The 25,012-nt window shown below is 61.8% G+C and carries 23 protein-coding genes and 2 tRNA genes; 14 read left to right on the forward strand and 11 right to left on the reverse strand.

Annotation, left to right across the window (positions count from 1 at the left end; all coding sequences use genetic code 11):
* The 5 genes from JWR51_RS17415 to JWR51_RS17435 form a co-directional block, all read right to left on the reverse strand.
* Window positions 1–2,045, reverse strand: a 2,045-nt coding sequence (locus JWR51_RS17415; protein ID WP_299750363.1) for a valine--tRNA ligase, incomplete at its 3' end; no start/stop codon positions are given.
* 231 nt (window positions 2,046–2,276) lie between these two features.
* Entirely contained in the window at window positions 2,277–3,059 is a 783-nt protein-coding gene (locus tag JWR51_RS17420) for a DUF2497 domain-containing protein (RefSeq protein WP_299750366.1), read from the reverse strand.
* Between the two features lie 228 nt (window positions 3,060–3,287).
* On the reverse strand, window positions 3,288–4,613 hold the full coding sequence (locus JWR51_RS17425; protein WP_299750368.1) for a TolC family outer membrane protein: 1,326 nt from the start codon (window positions 4,611–4,613) through the stop codon (window positions 3,288–3,290).
* A 169-nt stretch (window positions 4,614–4,782) separates the two neighbouring features.
* On the reverse strand, window positions 4,783–5,433 hold the full coding sequence (locus JWR51_RS17430; protein WP_299750371.1) for a protein-L-isoaspartate O-methyltransferase: 651 nt from the start codon (window positions 5,431–5,433) through the stop codon (window positions 4,783–4,785).
* Between the two features lie 184 nt (window positions 5,434–5,617).
* Window positions 5,618–6,859: an MFS transporter gene (locus tag JWR51_RS17435; protein WP_299750374.1), complete on the reverse strand. Its 1,242-nt coding sequence runs from the start codon at window positions 6,857–6,859 to the stop codon at window positions 5,618–5,620.
* 254 nt (window positions 6,860–7,113) lie between these two features.
* Between JWR51_RS17435 and JWR51_RS17440 the strand changes: the two genes are divergently transcribed.
* Together JWR51_RS17440 and JWR51_RS17445 are read left to right on the forward strand one after the other, a co-directional pair.
* Window positions 7,114–7,187, forward strand: a tRNA-Cys gene (locus JWR51_RS17440).
* A gap of 133 nt (window positions 7,188–7,320) precedes the next feature.
* Entirely contained in the window at window positions 7,321–7,809 is a 489-nt protein-coding gene (locus JWR51_RS17445; RefSeq protein ID WP_299750377.1) for a hypothetical protein, read from the forward strand.
* 64 nt (window positions 7,810–7,873) lie between these two features.
* Here the strand turns inward: JWR51_RS17445 and JWR51_RS17450 are convergent, their stop codons facing one another.
* Window positions 7,874–8,119, reverse strand: coding sequence for a hypothetical protein (locus tag JWR51_RS17450; protein WP_299750379.1), 246 nt, complete (start codon window positions 8,117–8,119; stop codon window positions 7,874–7,876).
* A gap of 282 nt (window positions 8,120–8,401) precedes the next feature.
* On the opposite strand from JWR51_RS17450, the gene JWR51_RS17455 reads away from it, so the two are divergent.
* On the forward strand, window positions 8,402–9,121 hold the full coding sequence (locus tag JWR51_RS17455) for an outer membrane protein (protein WP_299750382.1): 720 nt from the start codon (window positions 8,402–8,404) through the stop codon (window positions 9,119–9,121).
* 152 nt (window positions 9,122–9,273) lie between these two features.
* Here JWR51_RS17455 and JWR51_RS17460 read toward each other — a convergent pair whose 3' ends face one another.
* The gene (locus JWR51_RS17460; RefSeq protein WP_299750385.1) at window positions 9,274–9,501 is read right to left on the reverse strand and encodes a hypothetical protein; all 228 of its coding nucleotides are present in this window, start codon (window positions 9,499–9,501) and stop codon (window positions 9,274–9,276) included.
* Between the two features lie 173 nt (window positions 9,502–9,674).
* Here JWR51_RS17460 and JWR51_RS17465 point away from each other — a divergent pair, with 173 nt between their 5' ends.
* A complete protein-coding gene (locus tag JWR51_RS17465) occupies window positions 9,675–11,528 on the forward strand; it encodes an ABC transporter ATP-binding protein (protein ID WP_299750388.1) in 1,854 nt (617 codons plus the stop codon).
* A gap of 43 nt (window positions 11,529–11,571) precedes the next feature.
* Here JWR51_RS17465 and JWR51_RS17470 read toward each other — a convergent pair whose 3' ends face one another.
* Window positions 11,572–12,516, reverse strand: coding sequence for a Tim44 domain-containing protein (locus JWR51_RS17470; RefSeq protein WP_299750391.1), 945 nt, complete (start codon window positions 12,514–12,516; stop codon window positions 11,572–11,574).
* A gap of 113 nt (window positions 12,517–12,629) precedes the next feature.
* The gene (locus tag JWR51_RS17475; protein WP_299750394.1) at window positions 12,630–14,138 is read right to left on the reverse strand and encodes a catalase; all 1,509 of its coding nucleotides are present in this window, start codon (window positions 14,136–14,138) and stop codon (window positions 12,630–12,632) included.
* 102 nt (window positions 14,139–14,240) lie between these two features.
* On the opposite strand from JWR51_RS17475, the gene JWR51_RS17480 reads away from it, so the two are divergent.
* From JWR51_RS17480 to JWR51_RS17490, 3 genes are read left to right on the forward strand one after another with little or no spacing between them, the layout of a single operon-like run.
* A complete protein-coding gene (locus tag JWR51_RS17480) occupies window positions 14,241–15,146 on the forward strand; it encodes a LysR substrate-binding domain-containing protein (protein ID WP_299750397.1) in 906 nt (301 codons plus the stop codon).
* Window positions 15,147–15,199: 53 nt separating this feature from the next.
* Window positions 15,200–16,144 carry a diacylglycerol kinase family protein gene (locus tag JWR51_RS17485; protein WP_299750400.1) on the forward strand — a complete coding sequence of 315 codons (945 nt, stop codon included), beginning with the start codon at window positions 15,200–15,202 and terminating at the stop codon, window positions 16,142–16,144.
* Window positions 16,141–16,968, forward strand: coding sequence for a metallophosphoesterase (locus JWR51_RS17490; protein ID WP_299750403.1), 828 nt, complete (start codon window positions 16,141–16,143; stop codon window positions 16,966–16,968). The genes JWR51_RS17485 and JWR51_RS17490 overlap by 4 nt, the downstream gene beginning before the upstream one ends.
* Before the next feature lie 67 nt (window positions 16,969–17,035).
* Here the strand turns inward: JWR51_RS17490 and JWR51_RS17495 are convergent, their stop codons facing one another.
* Window positions 17,036–17,233 carry a DUF2934 domain-containing protein gene (locus tag JWR51_RS17495; protein ID WP_299750405.1) on the reverse strand — a complete coding sequence of 66 codons (198 nt, stop codon included), beginning with the start codon at window positions 17,231–17,233 and terminating at the stop codon, window positions 17,036–17,038.
* Between the two features lie 425 nt (window positions 17,234–17,658).
* Between JWR51_RS17495 and JWR51_RS17500 the strand changes: the two genes are divergently transcribed.
* Window positions 17,659–18,348, forward strand: a complete 690-nt coding sequence (locus JWR51_RS17500) for an outer membrane protein (RefSeq protein WP_299750408.1) — start codon at window positions 17,659–17,661, stop codon at window positions 18,346–18,348.
* 63 nt (window positions 18,349–18,411) lie between these two features.
* Here the strand turns inward: JWR51_RS17500 and JWR51_RS17505 are convergent, their stop codons facing one another.
* A complete protein-coding gene (locus tag JWR51_RS17505; RefSeq protein WP_299750411.1) occupies window positions 18,412–19,374 on the reverse strand; it encodes an AraC family transcriptional regulator in 963 nt (320 codons plus the stop codon).
* Between the two features lie 303 nt (window positions 19,375–19,677).
* Here JWR51_RS17505 and JWR51_RS17510 point away from each other — a divergent pair, with 303 nt between their 5' ends.
* The 6 genes from JWR51_RS17510 to JWR51_RS17535 all read left to right on the forward strand — a co-directional run bounded on the left by JWR51_RS17510 (window position 19,678) and on the right by JWR51_RS17535 (window position 24,653).
* The gene (locus tag JWR51_RS17510; RefSeq protein ID WP_299750414.1) at window positions 19,678–20,865 is read left to right on the forward strand and encodes a benzoate/H(+) symporter BenE family transporter; all 1,188 of its coding nucleotides are present in this window, start codon (window positions 19,678–19,680) and stop codon (window positions 20,863–20,865) included.
* Window positions 20,862–21,587, forward strand: coding sequence for a molybdenum cofactor guanylyltransferase (locus JWR51_RS17515; protein WP_299750417.1), 726 nt, complete (start codon window positions 20,862–20,864; stop codon window positions 21,585–21,587). The genes JWR51_RS17510 and JWR51_RS17515 overlap by 4 nt, the downstream gene beginning before the upstream one ends.
* Window positions 21,578–21,652, forward strand: a tRNA-Asn gene (locus JWR51_RS17520). Before JWR51_RS17515 ends, JWR51_RS17520 begins: the two co-directional genes overlap by 10 nt.
* A 136-nt stretch (window positions 21,653–21,788) precedes the next feature.
* On the forward strand, window positions 21,789–23,012 hold the full coding sequence (locus JWR51_RS17525; protein ID WP_299750420.1) for an MFS transporter: 1,224 nt from the start codon (window positions 21,789–21,791) through the stop codon (window positions 23,010–23,012).
* Window positions 23,009–23,467, forward strand: a complete 459-nt coding sequence (locus JWR51_RS17530) for an SRPBCC domain-containing protein (protein ID WP_299750422.1) — start codon at window positions 23,009–23,011, stop codon at window positions 23,465–23,467. The genes JWR51_RS17525 and JWR51_RS17530 overlap by 4 nt, the downstream gene beginning before the upstream one ends.
* Window positions 23,468–23,609: 142 nt before the next feature.
* Window positions 23,610–24,653 carry a cysteine synthase A gene (locus JWR51_RS17535; RefSeq protein ID WP_299750425.1) on the forward strand — a complete coding sequence of 348 codons (1,044 nt, stop codon included), beginning with the start codon at window positions 23,610–23,612 and terminating at the stop codon, window positions 24,651–24,653.
* Window positions 24,654–25,012: the final 359 nt, after the last annotated feature.

Here is a 25,012-nt window from a genome sequence, read left to right on the forward strand (position 1 = left end):
CGGCATTCGTTCATTTCAAGGAAGCGCGAAGCGTTCCAGAGCTTGGTGACGAAGTTGCGGTAGCCCTCGACGCGGGACATGGAGAGCTTGAGGTCGCGCCCCTGTGCCGCCATGGCAGCGAGGGTGAAGCGCGTCGCGTCGGCGCCGTACTGGTCGATCAGTGCCAGCGGGTCGATGACGTTGCCCTTGGTCTTGCTCATCTTCTGGCCCTTTTCGTCGCGGACCAGGGCGTGCATGTAGACGGTGTGGAACGGCTCTTCCTCGAGGAATTCCAGGCCCATCATCATCATGCGGGCGACCCAGAAGAAGATGATGTCGAAGCCGGTGACCAGCACATCCGTGGGATAGTAGCGGCGCAGCTCCGCCGTCTCGTCGGGCCAACCGAGCGTGGAGAATGGCCACAGGGCCGAGGAAAACCAGGTGTCGAGCACGTCGTCGTCGCGCCAGATGTAGGCGACGTTCAGCTCACCGGTGTTCATTTGATGCAAAAAAGCATCCTGGGATGAACTCATCACACGGACCGGTCTGCCATATAGTTTAGTGGCATCGGCCAGCGCATCCTCTTCCGTCATTGCAACGAAAGTTTGCGGATTTTCGTCGTTCACAGCGTAGGAAAGCTTGCCGTTCTCCATCGTCGGGCCATACCAGGCCGGAATTTGGTGGCCCCACCAGAGCTGGCGCGAGATGCACCACGGCTTGATGTTCTCCAGCCAGGCGAAATAGGTGTTTTCGTATTGCTGCGGCACGAATCTAGTACGCCCCTCGCGCACCGAAGCCATGGCCGGCTGCGCCAGTACGTCGGCCTTAACCCACCATTGGTCGGTCAGGAACGGTTCGATGACGACGAGTTTGCTCTTCTCGTCATGGGGCACCATGATCTTCTTGTCCTCGATATGATCGAGGCCGCGTGTCGCATTGTCTTCCGCCAGGATGCTCAGCTCTGCCACGATAGCCTTTCGGACTGCAAAGCGATCAAGGCCATCATACTTTAAGATGGCAGTCAGCTGACTGTTTCGAGGCAGGTCTTTGAGGAATGCGTTGTTGCCGGCGAGGAACATGGTTCCGCGCGTGGTGAACACGTTGATCTGCTCGAGCTTGTTGCGAACACCAACCTCGAAGTCGTTGAAATCATGCGCCGGGGTGATTTTGACCGCGCCGGTGCCCAGCGCGGGATCTGCATACTCGTCGGCCACGATCGGAATACGCCGGCCCACCAGCGGCAGGTCGACGAACTTGCCGACTAGGCTGGTATAGCGCTCGTCCTCGGGGTGCACGGCGATGCCGCTATCACCCAGCATGGTCTCGGGGCGCGTGGTGGCGACGATGATATAGTCGCGCGTCTCCCATTCCGTGGGCTTGCCGTCCTCGTCATGGGCGATGGGAAACTGGTAGGTGACGCCATCCGCCAGGGGATAGCGCAAGTGCCACATGTGGCCCTTGATCTCGATGTTCTCGACTTCGAGATCGGAAATCGCAGTTTCCAGGCCCGGATGCCAGTTGACCAGACGCTTGGCGCGATAGATCAGGCCGCGCTTATGCAGCTCAACGAAAACCTTGGTGACCGCCCGAACCATCTGGTCGTCCGGCGCGCCGTTTTCACCCATGGTGAAGCGTTCGCGGCTGAAATCGGCTGAGGCACCGAGGCGCTGGAGCTGGTTGAAAATGGTGCCGCCGCTTTCGCCCTTCCACTCCCAGACGCGTTCCAGGAATTTCTCCCGGCCCATTTCGCGGCGGCCGGGAAGCTGGCGCTCCATCAACTGGCGCTCGACGATCATCTGGGTGGCGATGCCCGCATGGTCCATGCCCGGCTGCCACAGCACGTCCTTCTTCAGCATGCGGTTGAAGCGGACAAGGATGTCCTGGATGGTATTGTTGAGCGCGTGCCCTATGTGCAGCGAGCCGGTAACGTTGGGCGGCGGGATGACGATGGTGAACGTCTCGGCGCCCTCGGCGGCCCCTGCCCCGGCCGCAAAGGCATTTGCCTGCAGCCAATCGGCATAGATGCGGGACTCGACGGCGGCGGGCTCGTAATTCTTTTCGATCATCACGTCACTCACAACGGCAACAACCCGCCAAGTCTGGTGACGCGGCGGGCCGGTTCAAAAGGGTTGGGCAGACTTCAAGCAAATGCGCGCCGCAGGGTCAACAGCGACGCGTCATCAGCTCGATATATAGGACGGCTCCGGACCAATCGCCATTCAACTGATGCCGACCCGCAAACGCCGGTTCTCGAGAACAAGCGTTTCGACTCAGCCTGAGCTGAATGCCGTTCGGTCCTAGTCGCCGCGGGAGACGCGGGCGATTTCTTTTTCGACCATGCGCTCGACGACGGATGGCAGGTTTTCGTCCAGCCATTCCTTGAGCATGGGGCGAAGCATGTCGCGCATCAGCGACTCGATGGTGGCGCCGCCATTGCCGAGACCCATGCCGTTGAGCTTGGTGATCGAGGAGCGGACGGCCGCCTGGGTCGCGGGTTCAAGCAATTGTGCCGCCATATCGGAACTGAGGGTCGGGTCGGGCATCGGTGCGGCCTGCGCAACCGAAGGCTGCGGCCGGAAGGCAGCAGCGGGCGGCGGCGTGAACACAGGTTCCGGCTCGGGCTCAGGTTCGAACTGCGCCGCAATATCAAACACCGGCTCAGGTTCCGGTCCTGGCGCCAGGAGCGCCGCGAATTCCGACTCAGGCTCGGCTTCGGGTTCCGGATCGGCGATATCGAAGGCAATGTCTTCGGGCTCGACCAGTTCGGGCGGAACGAAGGCGCGCGGTGCAAAGGCGATCGGCTCCTCCTCTTCCACGGCGGCGATGGGGTTGAAGCTCAAGCCTGCCATCGGATCATCATCGTCCTGATCGTCAAGAATTTGCGAGGGCGACAGCGCCAGCGGCTCGATATCTTCGAGCATGTCGCTGAGATCGCGATTGGCTGCGGGAGCCGGCGCCAGGGATGGCCGGGCCGGAGTTGCCTGCATTGGCGGCGGCGCTGCCTGGGCAGAGGGCCGGCGCGGCACCGCCGCATCATCGTCAGCAATGATCTGCCGGATAGACGAGAGAATTTCATCCATCGACGGCTCTTTGGGGGCAGGCTTATTCATCGGTGCCTCTTACTCACTGCAGACATCGCGCTGGCGGCCATCCGCAACGTGGCCACCTGATTCGTCCCGATCACCTTAGACCGGGCCGGAAGATTAAGGAATCGTGTTCGTCCAGAACTATACGGTCTTCCACTAAAACTTGTGGCCGGACAATGTCCGGCCACAAATTGTGGATTGCAATCTCGCGCGCCAGGAAAGCTAGTCGGCGACGGTGCGCAATTCCTGCCACACGTCCTCGACGGTCGAGGTGTAGTTGTCGCCCGATTTGAGGGAGACGGGCAGCTTGAGCTCCGCGGCCGAGAGGCGGCCGGTGGCGGCAATCAGCGTGAACATGGCGATGACCCGGCTGGAGCTGGCCTGGATCAGGGTTTCCTTGGCGGTCGTCAGTTCCGCCTGGGAGTCGAGTACGTCAAGCGTGGTGCGCTGGCCAAGATCGCGTTCCTGGATCACGCCATTGAGCACCTGCTGCACCGAAGCGACGGCGGCTTGGGCCGAGGTGATCTGGGCGGAGGCATTCTGCAGCGTCGACCAAGAGGTGATGACGGCCTCGCGGACCTCGTCATAGGTCGCCATGGCGTCGACTTCGCTCTTGATCTGCTCGAGATTGGCCTTGCGCACGCTGGCGCCAAGCGCGCCGCCGGCATAGATCGGGATCGACAGCGACAGGCGGACCGAGCCGCTGACGCCCTGCTGGCCGGTATTGCCGAAGCAGCCGATGCCGCAGAGCGAGCCGATCAGATCGAGCGTCGGGCCGAACGCGGCCTGGGCACCGTCGGTACCAGCCTGGCCGGCGCGGATCGCTGCCTTGGCGCTGAGGATCGCCGGATGGCGTTCTTCGGCACTGGCGATGGCGCTATCGATACTGGCCGGCATCATGAAGCCGAAGCCGACATTGGAGGTGAGATTGGATGGCTTGTGGCCAACCCAGCGCTGGTAGCTGGCCTGGCTAGTCTGCAGGCTGGCAACCGCGGCACGGTAAGAGGCAACGGCCTGGGCCTGGCGCGCGGTGGCCTGGGCCACGTCGATCTTGGTGCCCTCGCCCACGTCGAGGCGGTCATTGGCCGACTTCAACTGAGCGTCGTAAAAAGTGATGCTTTCCTGTCGCGACGAGACCAACTGCATATCGCGGATGACATTCATATAGGCCTGGGCTACCGAGAGCAGCACGTTCTGCTCGGCATTGCGCAGCGCCTGGCCGCTCAAATCGGACAGGGCACGGGCCTGCTCGATCTCGGCTTCGGTCTTGAAATTGTCGAACAGGGTCTGGTTATAGCTGAGGCCGCCGGTGAGGCCGGTGTCGCTCTGAAAACCGCCATTGGCCACCGACCAGCTATAATCGCCGGTGATGTTGGCGCCGATCGTGGGACGCTTGCCAGCTTCGCGCAGGGCGATATCTTCGGCGGCGGACTTCACGCTCAGCAGCGCCGATTCGATATTGGGGTTGTTGGTGTAGGCACTCGCCAGCGCCTGAGCCAAGGTTTCCGCCTGCGCCGCAACGGGCAACGCTCCCAAGGCGATGGCCATGGCCCCCGCCATTAAAACACGCATTGGGTACATGACCAGCTCTCCAGTTCCATACTCTTATGCCGTGAGTTGGGCCTTCCGGCCAGCCCTGGCAATACTTAGCAAAATCTCAACCACGAGATAATTGGCTGCCGTGCCTATGGCGCAACAGTATCATCCGCCATGATAGTTAAAAAACGAATTGTTCCGCCGGCCGCGTCGAAACCAGTGGCGGCAGGCTGGCATTGAACTCGGCACGGGCGGTCACCGCAGTGCCGGCCTTCACATAAACATTGGCAACCGCGACGGCACCCTGGCGGATCATGGCCACCAGCCGTCCACCGTCCTTGAGCCGCGCGAACAGGGCCGGCGGCACGATTTCGACGGCGCCTTGCAGTAGGATGACATCGAAAAGACCGCTGGCATCGGCGATCGAGCCCGCGGCAACACGGCCATTGGCGACGCCGAGCGAGGCGAGATTGGCATTGGCCGCAGCGACCAAAGCGGTGTCTTCCTCCAGGCCCAGCACATTGGCGCCAAGGCCGGCGAGAACCGCCACCGAATAGCCAGTGCCGGCGCCGATATCGAGCACTTCGTCGCCGGGCTGAACCTCGGCGAGTTGTACCAGCTTGGCCAGTAGCGACGGCGGCGCCATGAAGCGCGCACCGGTGGCGCCCAAGGGCTGGGTGTCATCGATATAGGCGATAGGCTTACGGGCGGCGGACACGAACAGCTCGCGCGGCACCCGACCCATGACCGCCAAAATCCGGCGCTCCGTCACGTGATGGGTGCGCAGTTGATTGTCGACCATCAGTTTACGCGCGAGTTCGTAATCAACCATTGCGCCGCAGCCCCCTGCCCTTAAAATCATATGCCGGTTGTGAATATCCCCCGCGCCGCGCGCATGCAAGCTGGTGTTGCCGGGGCGCGACAAAAAGGCTGTGCGATTGAACCATATCGGCCACGCGCAAGATAGATAGGATCAGAACTTGAATCCGGATTTGGCGGTAACGCCTTGATCCTTCTCACCCCGAGAGGGTCTGCACCTTGCGGAGCGCCGGGAACATTCTGGCCCAGGCCAGCACGATCACGATGGTGCCCACGCCGCCGAAGATGCCGGCGCCGACCGGTCCGAGCAGCCCCGCGACCATGCCGGACTCGAATTCGCCGAGCTGGTTGGAGGCGCCAATGAACAGCGAATTGACGGCATTGACCCGGCCGCGCATCGCATCGGGCGTGAGCAATTGGACCAGCGAGCTACGGATCACGACGCTTACCGTGTCGGACGCTCCCAACACCACCAGCAGCGCCACCGACAGGATGATATTGGTCGAGAGGGCAAAGATGATGGTGGCGACGCCGAACACCGCCACGGCGATCAGCATGGTCCGCCCGACATTGCGCTCAAGCCGATGCCGCGCCAGCCAGATCGACATGGCGAAGGCCCCTATGGCCGGTGCCGCGCGCAAAAAGCCCAGCGCCCAGGGCCCGGCATGCAGAATATCGCGCGCAAAAATCGGCAGCAGCGAGGTGATGCCGCCGAGCAGGACTGCGAACAGGTCCAGCGACAGGGTGCCAAGAATGATCGGCCGGCTCTTTATGAAGCCCACGCCAGCAAACACCGATTGCAGCGTCACCGGTTCCCGGTCCTGAACTGTCGCTGGCCGCTGAATGCGGATGACGTTGAAGGCCGCGCCCGCGAAGAACAGGGCGGAGACGGCAAACGGGATGACCGGGCCCACGCCATAGAGCAGGCCGCCCAAGGCCGGCCCGACAACGATGGCACCCTGCATGAACGAGGTCGAGGTGGCGATGGCGCGCTGCAACATGCTGGCCGGCACGATGCCGGGCAGCAGTGCGGCCATGGTCGGGCGCTCAAAGGCGATGGCGCAGCCCAATACGGCCATACCAACGTAAATGCCGGTCGTGCTCAGCCAGCCCTGCCACACGCCCAGCGCCATGGTGGCGACGGTGACGGCTTCGATGAGCTGGCAGATGAGCCCGATCCGGCGGCGATCATAGCGATCAGCCACCTGCCCCACCACGAAGGTCAACACCAGCACCGGCAGGAATTGCACCAAACCAACAAGGCCGAGCGCGAAAGCACTGTTGGTCTGGTCATAAATCAGCCAGCCGACCGCCACGGTGACACCGTTCAGCGCCAGCGACGACAGCACGCGCGACGAGATGAAATGCCGGTATGACCAATTTTGCCGCAGCAGCGCCGAATCGATCAGCGCGGGGTCGGCTTCGGTGGTCGATGGCATCGCGGTCCTCATTGTTGTCGCAGCTATGGACGCAAAAACGGCGTGCACCAATACCACTTTGGGCATGACCCGATCGCAAGTGGGGATGGTGCACGGTTAGCCCAGCCACACACACTTGCCGTGGCGCTTGGACGGCATCAGCGCAATGACTCAGAATATTTGGTCTTGCAGCGCATCGCCCTCCAGAAAATCGCGGATCGGCATTCCGGCATCTTGCATAAACCCATGCATGGCCGTACATAGCGGCCCCTAGAGGCCTCGTGGCGGAGTGGTGACGCAGCGGATTGCAAATCCGCGTACTCCGGTTCAATTCCGGACGAGGCCTCCAGACAATTCAACATGCAGATCAGCGATCAACGCCCCGCGTCGCAGTCTTGTGCTAAGCATTTCTGGGCGTTTCCGGCGCCTCCCGTCCCGCCATCTAATTGTGGTTATCTGGTCTCAGGCCTTAGGAGCGAGCGATGGCGCAGACCAGCGGGCCTCCTAAAGCCATAAATCCGGTCGCGCTGCAGCTGTTGGTACTTGCATGCCATGGCGCAACGATGGCGCTGGCCTTCGGGCTATTTATCGTTATTACCCTGATGGACCTGCATGGCCGAGGGGTCGTTTATGTGGCAATGATGGCGCTGTTCGCGCCCGCTACGCTCTCCGGCTATGTGTGTCGAAGGCTGTCACTGCGAATGCCGTCGTCCGGCTTCACCTGGTGGATGGCCTTCCTGTTCACCCTGTCGACCGCTGGTATCGCAATGGGGATAGGCGCCTACGGCGGGATGCCGTCGCGGCCACTGGGCATGGACCGCATGCAAACTGGCGGACTTATACTGGGTGTAGGGTCGATCAGCATTCTGGCATCAGCAGTGCTGTTCAGGCTAGGCGCCAGTACGCACAAGACGGACAGAGACATCATCAAGCGCATGTTGACCCGGACCAGAGGTCGAGATGCCTCCTAAGCGGATAGCTACCTCGCGATCTCGTCGCCACGCCTAGTCCAAGAGCCGGCGGCGTACTCCGCTGCTAAAGCTTCTTGCCCTTCGGCTCGGATTTGCCGGGGTTTGCCAAGCTATGAATCTCCTGACCATACCCCGGTCCTTCAGCATCACGAGCTTGCTCCCGCACGTACTCTCCTCGCGAGCTTCCGTTGGGATAACAGTCGCTTTGGTTGCAGGATTTCACTTCTTGTCCCCAATTGTCCTGCTGGGCATTGATAGGGGTGACACCCAACGGCATGGCGACCACAGCAGCTAAAAAGAGAATTTTCATCGTCGGGCTCCACACGGTTTGCAAGCCACAACAATAGTTCCCCCCGAAGGCCGCGGCGCTAGCTACTTGTGGCTACATCCAGGCGACGTGCTCGATCGGCAGATAGGGGGTGCCGCCCCAGCCGACACAGTAAATCGAAGTCTATAATGAACATTTATTCATCAACCTGAACAACAAATGTTGCGCGCGAGACACAAAACAGAAAAGGTCTGCCTATTTAAAATAAAGGACTAGCCTTCTCCCCAGATTTAGCCAAGAAGGGCAAACCTGAGGGAGTAACAAATGAATAAATTTCTGATTTCTACGGTAGCCTTGACGTTGCTCACAGGCTCTGCGAGTGCCGCTGATTTTGGCGTGATCACTCAGGACGCCCCTGCGGGCTACATCGCCCCTACCAGCGATTGGACGGGTTTTTATGCCGGTGTATTTGGCGGCGTCGGTGGCGGATCACCTGATCTGACAATGACCATACCCGGCGGTGGGCCAGTGTTGGAATTCTTCGGCAACAGCTCTGGCGGCCTCGCCGGCGTTCAAGTCGGCGCCGATTATCAGATTGGTGATTTCGTACTGGGCGCCGTTACCGACATTGCCGTGTCCAATATCGAGGCCCGTGGTGGTGCCGCTGTTCCTATAGTTTTTGGTTATGAGTCTCCACTTAACTACTTGGGCACAGTACGCGGCCGCATCGGTTTTCTGCCGACGGATAACCTGCTTGCTTATGTGCATGGCGGTCTCGCATACGGACAGACCAGCCCAGACGTCACCGTCCCCCCCCCTGCCGGCGCTGATCTCGACCCGGTCAACCGTGTGGGGTACACAATTGGCGCGGGCTTTGAGTATAAACTCACCGACAACATTTCTGTGCAGACCGAGTACGCTTACACCAATCTGGGCAATGCGTCGGTCAGCTACACGCCCTTTGGCGGTTTCCCGGCGGGCGTAGATATCAAGGAAAGTTACGACTTCCACACCGTCAAAGCGGGCGTTAATTTCCGGTTCTGATTGGGATTGCACTCCCCAGACAGCGGCTCCAGCTTCGGTTGGGGCCGTTTTTTATTGTGTCATTTCATCTTCGCAGCGGACCCGATCGCATCGTGGCCAAGGCCATCATACCCCACGGAGCAGATCACAGCGCTGCGTCGCAACACGCGTACTTAGTCGGCAGGGCGGGGCACTTTCTTGACCTCTATCCAGTCCGCCATCCCGCCCAGCTTCAGGCTTCCACTCGATCCGTCGGCATCCAGTTCGGCCACCGGCCTGAACTGGTTGAGATAGACATAGAGATTGCTCGTCTGCTCCCAGAAACCATGGCTCTCGATCTCGAAGACCGTCCCGCGTTTATAGCCCTTCGTCGCGCCTTTGATCTGAACTCGGTTCGTCATCCAAGCCACCTCCGCAAAGACAATTTAATGCAATTCATCGGCGCCGCAACCGCTGGGTTGTGATGTTCCCATCACTTTGGCATAATGGCGGCAGTATCCGCACCGGGAGAGCAAGATGAAAACCTTCGTGTCCAATCAGAAAGGAGCCGTTCATCAACAGGACATGACGCTTTATGCAATTCCAGTTCCCCTGGGCGAGGTCGCGCGCAAATGCAGCCCCTAGCCACTTCCTAGTCAGACTTTTCCCACGCGTCGATAAATCGTCCGATGCATACGATGCAGCTGGGCGATTTGCGCACGCGCGCAAATTTCTCTCGTATTATAGGCCCCACCTGCCGCTGCTCGCGGCGGACTTGGCCTGCGCCCTGCTGGTCGCCGCAACGGCGTTAGCACTGCCGCTTTGCGCCAATTACGTCACCAAGAGCCTGCTGCAACTGCCGCAGGTGCCCGAGGCCATCGGACAGATCTACCTGATGGGCGGGGTGATGCTCGCCATGCTGGCGTTGCAGGTGGCGGCGGTGTTTTTCGTCGATTACCAGGGCCATGTCATGGGCGCCCGGATCGAGAGCGAGGTCCGCAAGGAGCTGTTCGAGCACTGCCAGAAGCTGTCATTCGCGTTCTACGACAACCAGCGCGTCGGGCAGCTGATGAGCAGGATCACCAATGATTCCCTATGGCTGGGCGAGCTGTATCACCACGGCCCCGAGGACCTGTCGATTGCGGCGCTCAAGTTCTTCGGCGCGCTGCTGATCCTGTCGTTCATCGACCCGGTGCTGACCGGGCTCATTGCGGCGCTGACGCCGTTCGCGGTGATTTACGCGCTGCATTTCAACCGGCGCATGAATGTTGCCCTCCAGGCCAGCAAGGAACGGATCGCGGCGGTCAATGAGCGGGTCGAAGATTCGCTGGCAGGCATAAGAGTGGTCCAATCGTTCGCCAATGAAGGCCTTGAGGCCAGCCGGTTCGATGAGGCCAATGGGCTGTTTCTCGAGAGCCGCAAGGACGGCTATCGTAGCGAGGCCTGGTTCTCGGTCGGGACGGCGACGTTTGCCCAATTGGTGACGGTTCTGGTGATCGTCGTCGGCGCCATCCGCGTGCTGACGGCCGAACTCAGCGTGGCCGACATGCTGACCTTCCTGCTCTGCGTGGCGGTGCTGGTCGATCCGGTGGAGCGGCTGGCCAATTTCGTGCGGCTTTGGCAGGAGGGCTATACGGGCTTCGTGCGCGCCATGGAGCTGCTGGACGTGGCGCCGGATATCGAGGATCGCCCTGGCGCAGTCGATATTGCGCGAGCAAGTGGCGCTGTCCGCTTCCGCGACGTCAGCTTTCGCTACAATGACGACGGCGCGCACGTTCTCAGCAATCTCTCGCTAGACATCGAACCGGGTGAGTTTGTCGCCCTTGTCGGTCCCTCTGGCGTCGGCAAGAGTACGCTCTGCGCCTTGATTCCTCGCTTTTACGAGGTGACGGGCGGCTCCATCCAGATCGATGGTATGGATGTGCGCAATGTCAGCCTGGCGTCGCTGCGGCGCAATGTCGGCGTGGTGCAGCAGGACGTTTATCTGTTCAGCGGAACGGTGGCGGAAAACCTGCGCTATGGGCGCCCCGATGCCGGCGACGGCGAGATCGTGGCGGCGGCCAGGGCGGCCAATGCGCATGATTTCATCAGCGCCCTGCCCCGCGGTTACGACACCGATATCGGGCAACGCGGGGTGAAATTGTCGGGCGGGCAGAAACAGCGGCTGACCATTGCCCGCGCTTTCCTCAAGGACCCCGCGATCCTGATCTTCGATGAAGCCACCAGCGCGCTGGATAATGAGAGCGAACGCGCAGTGCAGCAGGCGCTGCTCCAGCTCACCACGGGGCGGACCACCATCGTCATCGCGCATCGCCTGTCGACGGTGCGCAATGCGGACCGGATTTTGGTGCTGACCGAGGATGGGATCGCCGAGCAAGGCACCCACGAGGTGCTGATGGCGGCTGGTGGTCTGTATGCGGCGCTGCACTCGGTGCAGGCCAGCATCTGAGATAGAAAATCGGCGGCTCCGGTTGGGAGCCGCCGATGATTCATCAGGCCTGTTGAATGGCGGACAGCTTCCACTCGCTGCCGCGGGTCCGCACGAACGTCCACAGCTCTGTGGTGTCGGTGGCCACGTCCGCATCTCCCTCCACGATGCGCCCGCTCTCGCGGTCGCGCGTCACGTCGATGGACGAATAGTGCATCGCGGCGGTCGCGTAATCCTGGCTGCCTTCGCGCCAGCTTTCGGCCACGTCGCCCTTGAGCAGCTTGACCTCGGATACCTCATTCTTGAGGCCCTTGGAGGCATTCTCGCCCAGTTCCTCGGAGAGATACGACATCATTTCGGGCGTCGTCAGTTGGCGCAGCGCCGAATAGTCCTCGCGTCCGAAGGCAAACTGGACTTCGCGCAGCATATCTTCGAACCGATCGAGGTCCGCAGCCTTGACGCCGAGTTCATCGGGATTGCGTGGCGCGCGCGAAGGGCCACTGCCGCGTTGCCCGGACAGACCACCAAGCGGCGATGGGCCCGAACCACCTGAGTAGTTCATTCCGGCTGCCGCAGGCTGCCTGGAATTGCGCGAGAGCACTCCCATCACGAAGCGAATGACGAAGAAGATCAGCGCGCCTTGCACGAGCAGGCCGAAAAGGCCGGCCACGCCGCCAAAGCCGTGTCCAAGAAAGAGACCGAAAAGGCCACCGAGCATGATGCCGCTCAACAATGAGCCACCAAAACCACCGAACATCGAGCGGGGCTGCGTCGTCTGCGCACCGGGACGCGGCGCGGCGGTCGTCTGACCGGGCGTCATGCTGCGCTGCACCGGGGCGGTGATATTGGGCGAGGTAGGCGTCGCTGGCGCGGTCTGGAAGGTGCGCGTGCCGCGGCTACCAAAGCTGCCGCCACGCCGGGCTTCGGCCTGGTCGACCGACACCATCGAAAGAGCCATCACCAGCATTGCAAACAGGCTGGCTAGTCGAAAGCCCCTGGAGGCGAACATGAGCATCGTTCCTTATAACGTCGGATAATCCCGACGAGATATAGGGAGGGATACCGGGAAATTGTAGTGCGCCCAGCGAATATTGCCGCCGGGCGCCGGATATTCGGTGCGGATTATTCCGCGGCGTCGGCCGCGCTACCCTCTTCGGCCGAGATAGTGTCGGCTGGCTTGCCCGCCAGTTTTGCCCGCGCCGCGCGGATACCCAGCGAATAGGCCGGATCGATCAGCGCGAAATGCGCCAACTGCCGCTCGATGATCTCGTCCGGCACGCCGTCCATGGCAGCGGCGAGGTTGTCGTAGAGCCGGCCCTTCTGCGCATCGTCGAACAGGTTCCACAGCGCGCGCGGCTGGCCATAATCGTCATTGCCATCGCGGTGGTTGTAGCGGTCTGCATCGCCCACGATCCGCAGCGGCGGCTCCTGGATCGACTTGTCCTCGACCGGACCGCCAAAGCTGTTGGGCTCGTAATAGGCATCCGGATTGCCGGTCTTGATCCCGCCATAGACGTTCATCTGCCCATCGCGGTGGTAATGATGCACCGGCGAATGCGGCTGGTTGACCGGGATCGACTCGTAATGCGTGCCCAGCCGGTAGCGATGCGCGTCCGCATAGGAGAACACGCGCGCCTGCAACATCTTGTCGGGCGAATAGCCGATACCCGGCACCTTGTTGGACGGCGAGAAGGCGGCCTGCTCGATCTGGGCGAAGTAGTTATCCGCATTGCGGTTCAGCTCGACGATACCGACCTCGATCTGCGGATAATCGGCATGCGGCCAAACCTTGGTCAGGTCGAACGGGTTGTACGGGGTCTTGTCCGCATCCGCCTCGGGCATGATCTGCACTTCCATGCGCCAGCGCGGGAATTCGCCGCGCTCGATGCCGCCGAACAGCTCTTCCTGATAGGTCTCGCGGCTCTGGCCGATGATCTTCTCGGCTTCGCCATTGGTATAGTGACGATGGCCCTGCAGCGTCTTGAAGTGGAACTTCACCCAGAAGCGTTCGCCCTCGGCGTTCCAGAACGAATAGGTGTGGCTGCCATAGCCGTTCATGTACATCGGCGCGACCGGCAGGCCGCGATCGGAGAACAGCGTGGTGACCTGGTGCAGCGACTCGGGGCTCTGGCTCCAGAAATCCCACATTGCGGTCTTGGAGCGCAGGTTGGTCTTGGGATGGCGCTTCTGCGTATGGATGAAGTCGGGGAACTTCAGCGGATCGCGCACGAAGAACACCGGCGTGTTGTTGCCAACCAGATCCCAGTTGCCTTGCTCGGTATAGAACTTGAACGAGAAGCCGCGCACGTCGCGCTCGGCATCGGCCGCGCCCATTTCACCGGCCACGGTGGAGAACCGGATCAGCAGGTCGGTCTTTTTTCCCACTTCGCCGAACACCTTGGCGATGGTGTACTTTGAAATATCATTGGTGATGGTCAGGGTGCCGAACGCGCCCCAGCCCTTGGCATGCACGACACGCTCGGGAATGCGCTCGCGATTCTGATGCGCCAGCTTTTCGAGCAGCTGATAATCCTGCAGCAGGACGGGGCCGCGGGCGCCGGCGGTCTCGACATTCTGGTTATCCGGAACGGGCGCTCCGGCGCTGGTGGTCATGACTGGTTTGTCGGACATGGTCGTCTCCCCTGTAACAATTCTAAACTGGCGCTGTTTTGGGCCAAGTGGCCCCATTAGGCAAATTGATTGATCCTCTTGGCATGATAAGGTGAGCCTATCATGACACTTTCGCTCAAACAGATGCGCTATGCCGTGGCGGTGGCTGAAGAGCGCCACTTTGGCCGCGCCGCGCTGGCCTGCAATATCAGCCAGCCGGCCCTCTCCCAACAGATTGCCCAGATCGAGGCCGAGTGCGGCACGCCATTGTTCGACCGGCTGAACCGCGCCGTGCTGCCAACCCCGTTCGGCCTCGAATTCATCGAGCGCGCTCGCGACGTACTCGACAGCGCCGACGCCTTGATCGCCTTCATGGCCGGCCATAAGGGCGACCCGCAGCGCGCCATCCGCTTCGGCCTCATTCCCACCGTCGCGCCCTATCTGCTGCCGGCGATATTTCCGGCGCTGGCCGACGCCCTGCCCGATCTAGCCTTTGCCGTCAGCGAAAACCGCACCGATGCCCTGCTGGCCGGGCTCACCGAGGGGAGCCTCGATATCGCGCTGATCGGCACCACGGCACCAACCGAAGGCGTCAAGTTCGCCAGCGTGGCGCTGTTCGACGATCCGTTCGTGCTGGCCACCAGCCGCGATGAGACCACCGCCAACCCGGTGTCGCTGAGTTCACTGCGGCCCGAACGCATCCTGCTGCTAGACGAGGGCCACTGTTTTCGCGACCAGACCATCGCCGCGTGCCGCCTCGGTGCCGATCCAGCCGGGCGCACGTTCGCTGCCACTTCGCTATCGACCATCGTCGAGTTCGTCGCCAATGGCCAAGGCGTTACGCTGCTGCCCAGCATTGCCGTGCGCAAGGAAGCCTCCGATCCGCGCATCTCCATCCATCCGCTGGCCATGCCGGGCGCCGGCCGCCGCCTCTCGCTGGTCTGGCGCGAGGGCAGCCCGTTCGCGCCGACTTTCGAGCGCATCGGCCAAGTGATCCGCGCAACCCGGCCTGCCGATAACGCGGGCTGAACCAAACCGACGTTCACGCCGTTGTGCCTGATAATGCAAATCGGGAATGGGTCATGGGCGAGCATCGCTACCATGTCGTGCTCAATGCGAATGCGGGCACGGCCAACGCAACCGGCGTTACCAAGGCCGGGTTGCAGGAAATGTTCGAGGCGAACGGGCTGCAGGCGGAAATCGATGCGGATGCCAGCCAGCCGATGGCGGACCGCGTGGCCCGCGCCGTCGCGAGCGAGGCTAATATCGTCGTTGCAGCGGGCGGAGACGGCACGATTACGGCGCTGGCGGACGCCCTTGTCGATAGCCCAAAAAGCCTCGCCATCCTGCCGCTTGGCACGGTGAATGCCCTGGCCAAGGACCTCAAGGTTCCGCTCGACCTTGCCGCCGCCGTCGCCAGCTTGGTGACCGCGACACCGCAGAGCATCGATGTCGGCGAAGTCAACGGTCGGGTGTTTCTGCATAAGGTAGTGGTCGGGTTCATCCCCGGCGTGGCAGCGGGTCGCGAACATATCCGGGGCAACCAGACTATGGCCGCCAAGCTGGGCCTGTTGCGCTACTTCTTCCGGCGACTGGCACGCTCGCGCCGCATAGCGGTGGTGATCGATACCGATATGAGCAACGCCAGGGCGGAGCGGGTGCAGGCCATCGCGATCGCCAGCAATGCCTATAACGAGGGTTTCGGTCAGTTTTTTCACCGCGAAAATCTCGATCGGGGAACGCTGACGCTCTATGTTCTCAAGCACTTCACCTTCGCCGATTTCGTGCGGCTGACCGGCGGCATGCTGTTGGGACGCTGGCGCGACGACGAGGCGCTACGGGTGGAAAGCATCACTGCGGCGACCATCCGCAGCCACAAGGCCCTGCTCAAGGTGATGTTCGACGGCGAGGTAGAGACCATGAGAACGCCGCTGGTCTTCCGCATAAGGCCACTGGCGCTATCGGTTTTGACGCCTGTGGACGTCGGGACGCCGGCGACACCCGACATGGCGGGCGCCACGCCATGAAGCTTATTCATGTGTCGGACCTGCATTTTGGTCACCACGATCCCAAGGCTGCAGAGAGCCTCGCCGCAGACATTGCCAGCCAGAAGCCTGACCTGATCGTGGCGAGCGGCGATTTCACTCAGGTGGGCAGCAAGGAAGAATTCATCCAGGCCCGGGCCTTCCTCGATACGCTGGAGGCGCCGGTGTTCGCCGTGCCGGGCAATCATGACGTTCCGGCCGTCAATATTCTGCGCCGGTTTCTCAATCCCTACGGCCTTTACCGAAAATACATCGCCAAAGACCTCGAGCCAATGCTGGAAGTGGATGGCGTGGTGTTTGTCGGCATGCGGACGGCTCGGCGGGCGCGCCTCGAATGGAACTGGGGCCATGGCACGATTTCGCGCGACCAGTTGGAGCACCTCGAACACCGGTTCGCGCAAGCATCGCCCAATGCGATCCGGGTGATCGTCGCCCATCACCCATTGCTGTTTCCCACCGAGCCGATGGTGCAGAAGACCAAGCGGGTCAAACGCGCCGACGAAGCGCTGGAAACCTTTGCGGGCCTGGGCGTGCGGCTGGTGCTATCCGGCCATTTCCACCTCTCCTATGTGCGCAAGCACGAGGCCAAGGGAACGACCAAGGAGGGCGAACCCACCGGTTTGCGGAAGTCCGCGGTCGCGCCCATCCTCATTGCGCAAGCGTCCTCGACCATCTCCACGCGTCTGCGCGGCGAGGCCAATGCCTACAATATCATCGAGATCAGCTCGCAGCGGATCGCGATCACGGTACGCGAATGGCTGAACGAGAAATGGGTGACGCGAGAAAAAGAGTCGGAGCCGGTCTGAGGTTATCCGGCCCGATCAGGGGAGTGATCGGCGCCACCCAGGGCAGCGCCGATTGGTTTGGCCCGAACTATCGCAGATCGGCGCCAGGGAGCGGCACGACCGGCGGAAGGATGGACTGATCGTCGGCGGCAGCGACATCGCCTTCATCGGCTAGCAATTCCTTGGCGGCGTGCCAGTAATCGTCATCCTTGCCCTCCGGGGAGCCATCCCGTTCCCAAAGCTGGTAGGCGAGTTCGCGGATTTTCTCGTCGGTGACTTCAGCCATTTTGGCCTCCAGGTTAGCGTCAAAGGCGGCGTGGGAAGCGGCGGCGTCGCAACGGTCGCGGCCTATCGGTGAAACGCGGCTCGCCCGCATGAGTTGCGATGGCGCTGACCGGCAGATCGGGCCGCTCGGCGGACCTCAGGCAGTTTTGAGAAATGCGCCCAAGCTGAGTGTCAATCATGACCAGGCGCTCCGAGAGCACAGCATCGAATCCCGAGGGCCCTCGTAGCAAGATTCGAGCAATTGGCCTGTTGTCACGCCCTCCCTCGCGCTGACCGGATTGTCGTCGAATGCACTAGAATTGTCCCCCGTAGCATCAATAGAAAATGCTTCTCAAAAATCGCATATATATTTGAAAAATCAGGGTTTTCAAAATTGACCGCCCAACATTCGGCTGCTAGGGCGGATCATCTTTTTGGAGGTCCGAGATGCTTAAATCAGGTTTTATGGTGGTGCTTTGCATGGCCACCGGACTGAGCTGCACAAATGCACAAGCTCAAGAAGTCTACGACTGGAACGGCTTTTACGCGGGCGTCTTTGGCGGCTACAATACCGGCGATGTGAACTACGAAGTCCTCGACCCGACCACCGGAGCGACTCTCTTTTATGGCAATCCCGAAATTGACGGGTTTTTTGGCGGCATTGACCTGGGCTTCAATTATCAACTCGACAACGGATTTGTGATTGGCGCTGAAGCGGACATCGCCGCCGGGTCGACAGAGGGATCGTCGCTGATGTACGACGCCTTAGGCGGCACTACGGCGAATGCATCAATTCGGGGCACTTTCAGCCCCACGGCTTCGCTACGGGTTCGCGCCGGCTTTGCCGTTGATCGCTTCATGCCATTCATAACTGGCGGCGTTGCGCTGGCAGAAACCAACTTTGAGTATGTTGGCTTGGGGGCCCCGGTCATCCTGCAAGGCCTGCAGGATGTGCAACTCGGCTGGACGGTTGGCGCCGGCGTGGAATATGCCATTACCGACAATATCTCGGCAAAGGCGGAGTATCGCTTTTCCCAGTTTGGCGGCTCTGAAGAAGCGGGGCCAGCGTTGGGCGGCACCGAAAGGGCCTCCTTCCATACTCATGACGCACGTATTGGCCTGAACTATCATTTCTAGCCCATCGACCAATCGCCTTGTGACCTGATCGAACTCAAAAGCGGCCGAATGGCCGCTTTTTTGTCAGCGCATGGATCCCGGCGTGCCGCCAAACCGGCGGCGGAAGCTGCGGTTGAAATAGGAGACGTCGCCGAAGCCGCACAGGAGCGCAATTTCGCCGACACGCAGCCCGTCATTGCGCCGATCAGAGAGCATTTGACGGCTGCGCAGCAGCCGCAGCTCCAGAATTCGCTCGGAGAAGCCGACGCCAGTTTCCTGCAGCAGATCGTGGACATAGCGCTGCGAAAGACGCAGGTCGTTGGCGACGGTCTGGGCGCTGATGCGCGGATCTGTGAAGCCGGTGCGCATCTTGTCGAGAATTGCCGCCAGGCGAGCGGCGCGCAGCCCCGTAAAACCTGCGAGCTCGGCGGCCTCGCCCTTGGCGCCGGTCGCCAATCCGACCAGATCGACAATGGTGGAGGCAGCGTGGGCTCCGAGATCTGGCGTGAAGGTCAGTCCGTCGCCTTCCAGCATGGTCCAATAGCTGCGCAGCAGCCGCAGGGCCTCGTTATCCGCGCCGATCCGCATCGCCAACAGGTCATCGATGTTGGCGAAGGCCCCGGCCAGGACCTTTTGCGGAATGACGATGTTCCCCCAGACATTCTTCTCGTCGCCCGTCATCTCAAAGGCCTCGGATGCCGACACCAGCGCCGCCTCGCCACTGCCGATCGCGTAGGTGCGTCCGATCTGGGAGCCCACCATTGCGGACGCGCCGTTGTTGATCAGCAGCAGATAGCCATCGCGATTGTCCTCGTTGATGTGCTGAGTTTTGCGCGAGGCGTGTTTTATGGTGCCGGCCATTCGGCCCAGATTGACCTCGCCGACGGCCCGCGCTTCGATTTCGGCATTGAAGGGGATGTCATCGGCAATCGAATAATCCACCGACCAGATCTCGGCCATGTGGATGTCCTGCCATAGGCTGAACTTGGCCTGTTCGTTGAGGTGCGGCGGCAGGCTATCCGATGAGAAGACAACTTTGTCGGGCAAGATGGCACCTGAAAGAACTGCGCGGCGTGCTGGGAGACTAGGGCTATTTTCGCGGCCCGGCGCAAGTGCCGGGCGGTACAAGAAAAAGCCACGGCGCAGGTGACCGCCTGCTGAGTGTGCCGTTCAGACCGGGTTCACCGCTTCGCTTGCGCTCAGCGCGGTGTCGGCACAGCGTTCAAGGTCAAGAAAGAAGCTGACGTGAAGCGGCATTTTCACTTCACCGATTGAGCGCGTTTGCATAGGTTGCCTCGACCCCGAAATGAGGCGCGAGACGTGAGCGAACCCAAAACAAGAGGCCAGGCCATGGCCCGCAACGATTTTGCCCAGCCGATCATGGCTGGTGCGCTGGCGGCAGTGGTCGGCTATGCCAGCACCTTTACGCTGGTATTGGCGGCGCTGACCGCCGCGGGCGCTTCGCCACAGCAGGCGGGCTCGGGGCTGTTTTCCGTGTGCATCGCCATCGGCCTGCTCAATATCGCCGTGAGCTGGCGCACCAAAGTGCCGGTGAGCTTTGCCTGGACCACGCCCGGCGTGGCGTTCCTTCTGACGGTGGGCGAGCCGGCCGGCGGCTATCCGGCAGTGGCGGGCGCGTTCCTGTTCACGGCTGCGCTGATCGTGCTAGCGGGGCTGATCAAGCCGTTCGCGCGGCTGGTGGCCGCCATTCCCGCACCCATCGCCAATGCCATGCTGGCCGGCATGCTGCTGACGCTGTGCCTAGCGCCTATAAAGGCAGTCGGCGAAGTGCCGATGCTGGCGCTGCCGGTATTGATCGCCTGGGCTATCGGCCTGCGCTTTGCACGGCGCTATGCCGTGCCGATCGCCGTCGTCGTCACGGGCATCGCCCTCGGCTTATCGACACATCTGGCGCCCGGCGCGCTGGATGGCAGTTGGCCCAGCATAATGCCGGTCATGCCGGTGTTCACGCTCGATGCCATCGTGCGGATCGGGCTGCCGATGTTTATCGTCACCATGGCGTCGCAGAACCTGCCGGGGCTGGCGGTGATGCAGGCCAATGGCTTCGTGCTCAAGCCGGCGCCGCTGTTTATCATGACCGGCATCGGCAGCGCGCTGACGGCGCTGTTCGGCGGGCACAGCATTAACCTTGCGGCAATCACCGCGGCCATTTGCGCTGGCCCCGAGGCCCATCCCGATCGCACCAAGCGCTGGCCGGCGCCGATGGCCGCGGGCGTGGTCTATCTGCTGCTGGCGCCCGGCGCCAACCTGGCCGCCGCCTTCATCGCCGCCGCGCCGCCGATCCTGATCCAGGCGGTGGCGGGGCTGGCCCTGCTGTCGAGCCTCGCCGCCGCACTGACCGGCGCGCTGGTGCAGGAGGAAGCCCGCCTGCCGGCAATCCTGACCTTCGTCACCACGGCATCAGGCATTCTGATACTGGGCGTCGGCGCGCCGTTCTGGGGCTTGGTGGGCGGCATCGCGCTGCTGCTCATCCTGCGCTTCGGCGTCAAAAAACCCATCGAGTCCATGGGCAAATGAGCCCGCCTTATGCGCTTATCATCGCCGGCGGTCAGGGGCAGCGCCTCGGCGGCGTGCGCAAGGCCGATCTCAAGGTTGGTGGACGCCGGCTGATCGATCGTGTAGCGACCGCCCTAGGTCCCGTCGCACCACCCCTGCTGGTCGCCACGGGGCATGGAACACTCGCGTTGCCGCCAGACGCCGTGGGCGTGCCTGATCTCAATGACACGCTCGGCGGCCCCCTTGCGGGCCTCGCGGCCGCCGTCGACTGGCTGGCGGAACACGGCGTCGCCGACGGGCTGATCGTATCGAGCGCCGTCGATACGCCATTCCTGCCCACCGACTTCGTCGCGGTCCTGACCGCCGCACTCGAATCGCATGCTGCCGTCTATGCGCAGTGGGGCGACGAGTTTTATCCACCCCACGCGCTTTGGCGGCTCTCCGCCATCGCCACCCTGCCCGCCCGCGTGCGCGCCGGTACGGCTCCCAAAAGCCTCAAGGCCCTGCTCCGCGAAATCGACGCCGTGGCGCAGGATTGGCAGGCATTATCGGCGTTCAACCCGTTCGAAAACCTCAATACGCTGGCCGATCTGGTGCGGCTGGGCCAACGTGCGCGCGCCCTGCCGGGGGGCATAAGGGACAATTCCCACAGGCTGTCCGCAATCAGGGCTTGGCAAAGCAAAACAAGTTCGTTACATGGACCTCGCTGTCGCAAGACGGCGCACGAATGTGATCCGCGGTAGCTCAGTGGTAGAGCAATCGGCTGTTAACCGATTGGTCGTAGGTTCGAATCCTACCCGCGGAGCCATTCGTCCTCCTGGTTGAGCAAGGCTCACCACCCCATTCCCCTCCTGCAATCTTGCCAGCATCTGCCGCCCTTGGCATTGCCAGCGCACCGGAGCGGGAGTAGGACACGCCGGTATTTTTAGGCATCGGAATCGATAATGGACGCCGTCGAAAGCACGCCAATTGTGGCCGTGCAAAAAACCTCTGTCGCCATCATCCTGGCGGTCAGCGCATCGCATTTGCTCAATGACCTGATGCAGTTCCTGCTGCCGGCGCTCTATCCGCTGCTCAAGGAAACCTACGGCCTCAACTATGTGCAGATCGGCCTACTGACGCTGGCGCAGCAGATGACGGCATCGATTCTGCAGCCGGCAGTAGGTCTTTATGGCGACGTGAAGCCAAAGCCGTATTGGCTGGCGATTTCCATGGTGTTCGCGCTGGTCGGCGTGACCCTGCTGGCCACGGCCAATTCGTTCTGGTTGCTGGTGCTCGCGGCCATGGTCGGCGGTGTCGGCTCGGCGATCTTCCATCCTGAGGCCTCGCGCGTGGCGCGGCTGGCCTCGGGCGGCAAGCTGGGCTTTGCCCAGTCCCTGTTCCAGGTCGGAGGCAATCTGGGCACTTCGATCGGACCGCTGGCCGCCGCCTACCTGATCCTGCCGCGCGGGCAGAGCAGCGTCGGCTGGTTCGCCCTGGTGGCGATAGCGGCCCTGATCATCCTGGCCACGGTCGGTCGCTGGTACGCCGCCCATATGCGGGCGCATTCGGGCCGGCCAGTCGCCAAGGCCGCTCGGCAATTGATTTCACGGCCCCGTCTGATCGGCGCCTTCGCCGTCATCGGGGCGCTTCTGCTGTCCAAATACGTCTATATTTCCTCGATCACGAGCTATTACAGCTTCTTCCTGATCGAGAAGTTCGACCTGACGGCGCAACAGGCTCAGCTCTATCTGTTCCTGTTTCTCGGCGCCGTTGCGGCGGGCACCTTTATCGGCGGTCCGGTGGGCGACCGGTTCGGGCGGCTGACGGTGATCTGGTGCTCCATCGTGGGCGCATTGCCCTTCACCCTGGTGCTGCCGCATCTGGACCTGACCTGGACCGCTGTCGCCAGCGTACTGGTGGGCCTGGTGCTGTCCTCGGCATTTTCTGCCATCGTGGTCTATGCGCAGGAACTCATTCCGGGCAAAGTCGGCATGGTGGCGGGCTTTGTGTTCGGCTTTGCTTTCGGCATCGGCGCCATTGGGGCTGCGGTGCTGGGCGCGCTGGCCGACCACTTCGGTATTATTTCCGTTTTCAATCTCTGCGCGTTCCTACCGTTCCTGGGCTTCTTGACCGTCCTGCTGCCCAAGACCGACAGGCCCGCAACTCTGAAGGTACAGCCGGCATGAGTAATGGTAATGGTGTGGACACCGATGGCGAAAGCCAGATCACGCTGACGCGGACCATCGACGCCGATATCGAGGACGTGTTCGCGGCCTGGACCGATCCGGCGCTGATCGAGCAGTGGCAGGCCGATTATGCCGAGGTCGACCCGTTCGAGGGCGGCGAATACAAGTTCGTCACCGAGGGTGACGACGAGGACCCCGGCGAGCACATCGTTTCCGGCGAATTCCTGACCTTCGTGGAAAACCAGCGCCTGGTGATGAGCTGGGTGCACAAGGACGAAGAGACCAACGAAGAGCTGATCTTCGTGCTCGATATCCTGTTCAAGGAAGTCTCGAACGGGCGCACCAGCGTCACCATCATCGAGCGGGGCCTTGCTCATGCCGATCCTGAATCGCGCATCTTTTCGATCGAGGCCTGGAATGCCGCGCTGGAGCAGCTTGCCGAACTGATGGAATAGCGTTGCGGGGGCGGCGCTCAATCGCGGCGGGACTTGCGCAAAACCGCGTGGTCGGGAAAAGCCGTGCTGGGACCGGCACTTATTCCTTGTGGGCGCGTTGGTGCACGCCTACCAATTGGGTTCCTCCAGCTACGAAGATATCATGGCCAAGCACCAAGACCTCATCTCGGCAATCGGTAACACGCCGCTCATTCGTCTCAATCGCGTCTCGACGCTGACCGGCTGCGATATCTGGGGCAAGGCGGAGTTCCTCAATCCGGGCCAGTCGGTCAAGGACCGCGCGGCTTTGTTCATCATCCATGATGCCGTCAAGAGCGGTGCGCTCAGGCCCGGCGGCACCATTGTGGAGGGCACGGCGGGCAATACCGGCATCGGGCTGACCCTGGTCGCCAATTCGCTGGGCTTCAAATCGGTGATCGTCATTCCCGAGACCCAGAGTCAGGAAAAAAAGGACGCGCTGCGGCTTTACGGCGCTGAGCTGATCGAGGTTCCCGCCAAGCCCTACAAGGACCCCAACAACTACATCAAGATTTCCCAGCGCCTGGCCGAAAAGCTCAACAAGGAGCTGCCGAACGGCGCGGTCTGGGCCAACCAGTTCGACAATGTTTCCAACAAGCGCGCGCATGTGGAAACCACGGGCCCCGAAATCTGGCAGCAGACCGGTGGCCGGATCGATGGCTTCATCTGCTCGGTCGGTTCGGGCGGCACGCTGGCCGGTGTCGCCGAAGCGTTGCGATCGCGCAATTCGGACGTGCAGATCGGCCTCGCCGATCCTGAAGGCGCCGCGCTCTACAGCTATTACACCACGGGTGAACTCAAATCCTCGGGCAATTCGATCACCGAAGGCATCGGCCAGGGCCGCATCACCGAAAACCTCAAGGGCCTCAAGATCGATCGCCCCTACCAGATTTCCGACGCCGAAGCCCTGCCCTACGTCTTCGACCTGCTCGAACATGAGGGCCTCTGCCTGGGCGGCTCCAGCGCCATCAACATCGCTGGAGCGGTGCGGCTCGCCAACGATCTCGGGCCAGGCAAGACCATCGTCACCATCCTCTGCGATTACGGCAACCGCTACCAATCCAAGCTGTTCAACCCCGCCTTCCTGCGCGACAAGGGCCTGCCGGTGCCGACATGGCTGGAAGGCCGCACGCCCATCGATATCTCGGCAGTGGTGGAGCCGGCGTAAGGCGGGTCTACTGTCTCACCTATGGGCACCATGCCACCCCAAACTCGGTGTCACCCCGGCGCAGGCCGGGGCCCATCCTGAGATATCACCCCTGCCGCAAGGTCACCGCGAAAGCCACCCATCCTGCCACGTCCTCGTGGTTCGAGGATCGCTGCGCTCCCACCTCACCATGAGGACTACTGGGGCAAAGAGATCTATTGAGACAGCGATACCGATGGAATGCCGCAATTCCATCAGTAGCCCTCATGGTGAGGTGCGAGCCCTTTGCGAGCCTCGAACCACGAGGGCGTGGCACGATCTATCCAACTAATCCCCACCCCAAATTCCTCCCGCATAATCCCCCCCGATATCTCCACAAT

The organism is Devosia sp. (assembly GCF_028290625.1).
Taxonomy (GTDB): Bacteria; Pseudomonadota; Alphaproteobacteria; order Rhizobiales; family Devosiaceae; genus Devosia.

What these genes read in the sequence shown, in the direction of transcription:
- JWR51_RS17420 (WP_299750366.1), bottom strand. Translation starts at nt 3,059, where the DNA reads ATGGATGAAATTCTCTCGTCTATCCGGCAGATCATTGCTGACGATGAT.
- JWR51_RS17425 (WP_299750368.1), bottom strand. Translation starts at nt 4,613, where the DNA reads ATGGCCATCGCCTTGGGAGCGTTGCCCGTTGCGGCGCAGGCGGAAACC.
- JWR51_RS17430 (WP_299750371.1), bottom strand. Translation starts at nt 5,433, where the DNA reads ATGGTTGATTACGAACTCGCGCGTAAACTGATGGTCGACAATCAACTG.
- JWR51_RS17435 (WP_299750374.1), bottom strand. Translation starts at nt 6,859, where the DNA reads ATGCCATCGACCACCGAAGCCGACCCCGCGCTGATCGATTCGGCGCTG.
- JWR51_RS17445 (WP_299750377.1), top strand. Translation starts at nt 7,321, where the DNA reads ATGGCGCAGACCAGCGGGCCTCCTAAAGCCATAAATCCGGTCGCGCTG.
- JWR51_RS17450 (WP_299750379.1), bottom strand. Translation starts at nt 8,119, where the DNA reads ATGAAAATTCTCTTTTTAGCTGCTGTGGTCGCCATGCCGTTGGGTGTC.
- JWR51_RS17455 (WP_299750382.1), top strand. Translation starts at nt 8,402, where the DNA reads ATGAATAAATTTCTGATTTCTACGGTAGCCTTGACGTTGCTCACAGGC.
- JWR51_RS17460 (WP_299750385.1), bottom strand. Translation starts at nt 9,501, where the DNA reads ATGACGAACCGAGTTCAGATCAAAGGCGCGACGAAGGGCTATAAACGC.
- JWR51_RS17465 (WP_299750388.1), top strand. Translation starts at nt 9,675, where the DNA reads ATGCAATTCCAGTTCCCCTGGGCGAGGTCGCGCGCAAATGCAGCCCCT.
- JWR51_RS17470 (WP_299750391.1), bottom strand. Translation starts at nt 12,516, where the DNA reads ATGTTCGCCTCCAGGGGCTTTCGACTAGCCAGCCTGTTTGCAATGCTG.
- JWR51_RS17475 (WP_299750394.1), bottom strand. Translation starts at nt 14,138, where the DNA reads ATGTCCGACAAACCAGTCATGACCACCAGCGCCGGAGCGCCCGTTCCG.
- JWR51_RS17480 (WP_299750397.1), top strand. Translation starts at nt 14,241, where the DNA reads ATGACACTTTCGCTCAAACAGATGCGCTATGCCGTGGCGGTGGCTGAA.
- JWR51_RS17485 (WP_299750400.1), top strand. Translation starts at nt 15,200, where the DNA reads ATGGGCGAGCATCGCTACCATGTCGTGCTCAATGCGAATGCGGGCACG.
- JWR51_RS17490 (WP_299750403.1), top strand. Translation starts at nt 16,141, where the DNA reads ATGAAGCTTATTCATGTGTCGGACCTGCATTTTGGTCACCACGATCCC.
- JWR51_RS17495 (WP_299750405.1), bottom strand. Translation starts at nt 17,233, where the DNA reads ATGGCTGAAGTCACCGACGAGAAAATCCGCGAACTCGCCTACCAGCTT.
- JWR51_RS17500 (WP_299750408.1), top strand. Translation starts at nt 17,659, where the DNA reads ATGCTTAAATCAGGTTTTATGGTGGTGCTTTGCATGGCCACCGGACTG.
- JWR51_RS17510 (WP_299750414.1), top strand. Translation starts at nt 19,678, where the DNA reads ATGGCCCGCAACGATTTTGCCCAGCCGATCATGGCTGGTGCGCTGGCG.
- JWR51_RS17515 (WP_299750417.1), top strand. Translation starts at nt 20,862, where the DNA reads ATGAGCCCGCCTTATGCGCTTATCATCGCCGGCGGTCAGGGGCAGCGC.
- JWR51_RS17525 (WP_299750420.1), top strand. Translation starts at nt 21,789, where the DNA reads ATGGACGCCGTCGAAAGCACGCCAATTGTGGCCGTGCAAAAAACCTCT.
- JWR51_RS17530 (WP_299750422.1), top strand. Translation starts at nt 23,009, where the DNA reads ATGAGTAATGGTAATGGTGTGGACACCGATGGCGAAAGCCAGATCACG.
- JWR51_RS17535 (WP_299750425.1), top strand. Translation starts at nt 23,610, where the DNA reads ATGGCCAAGCACCAAGACCTCATCTCGGCAATCGGTAACACGCCGCTC.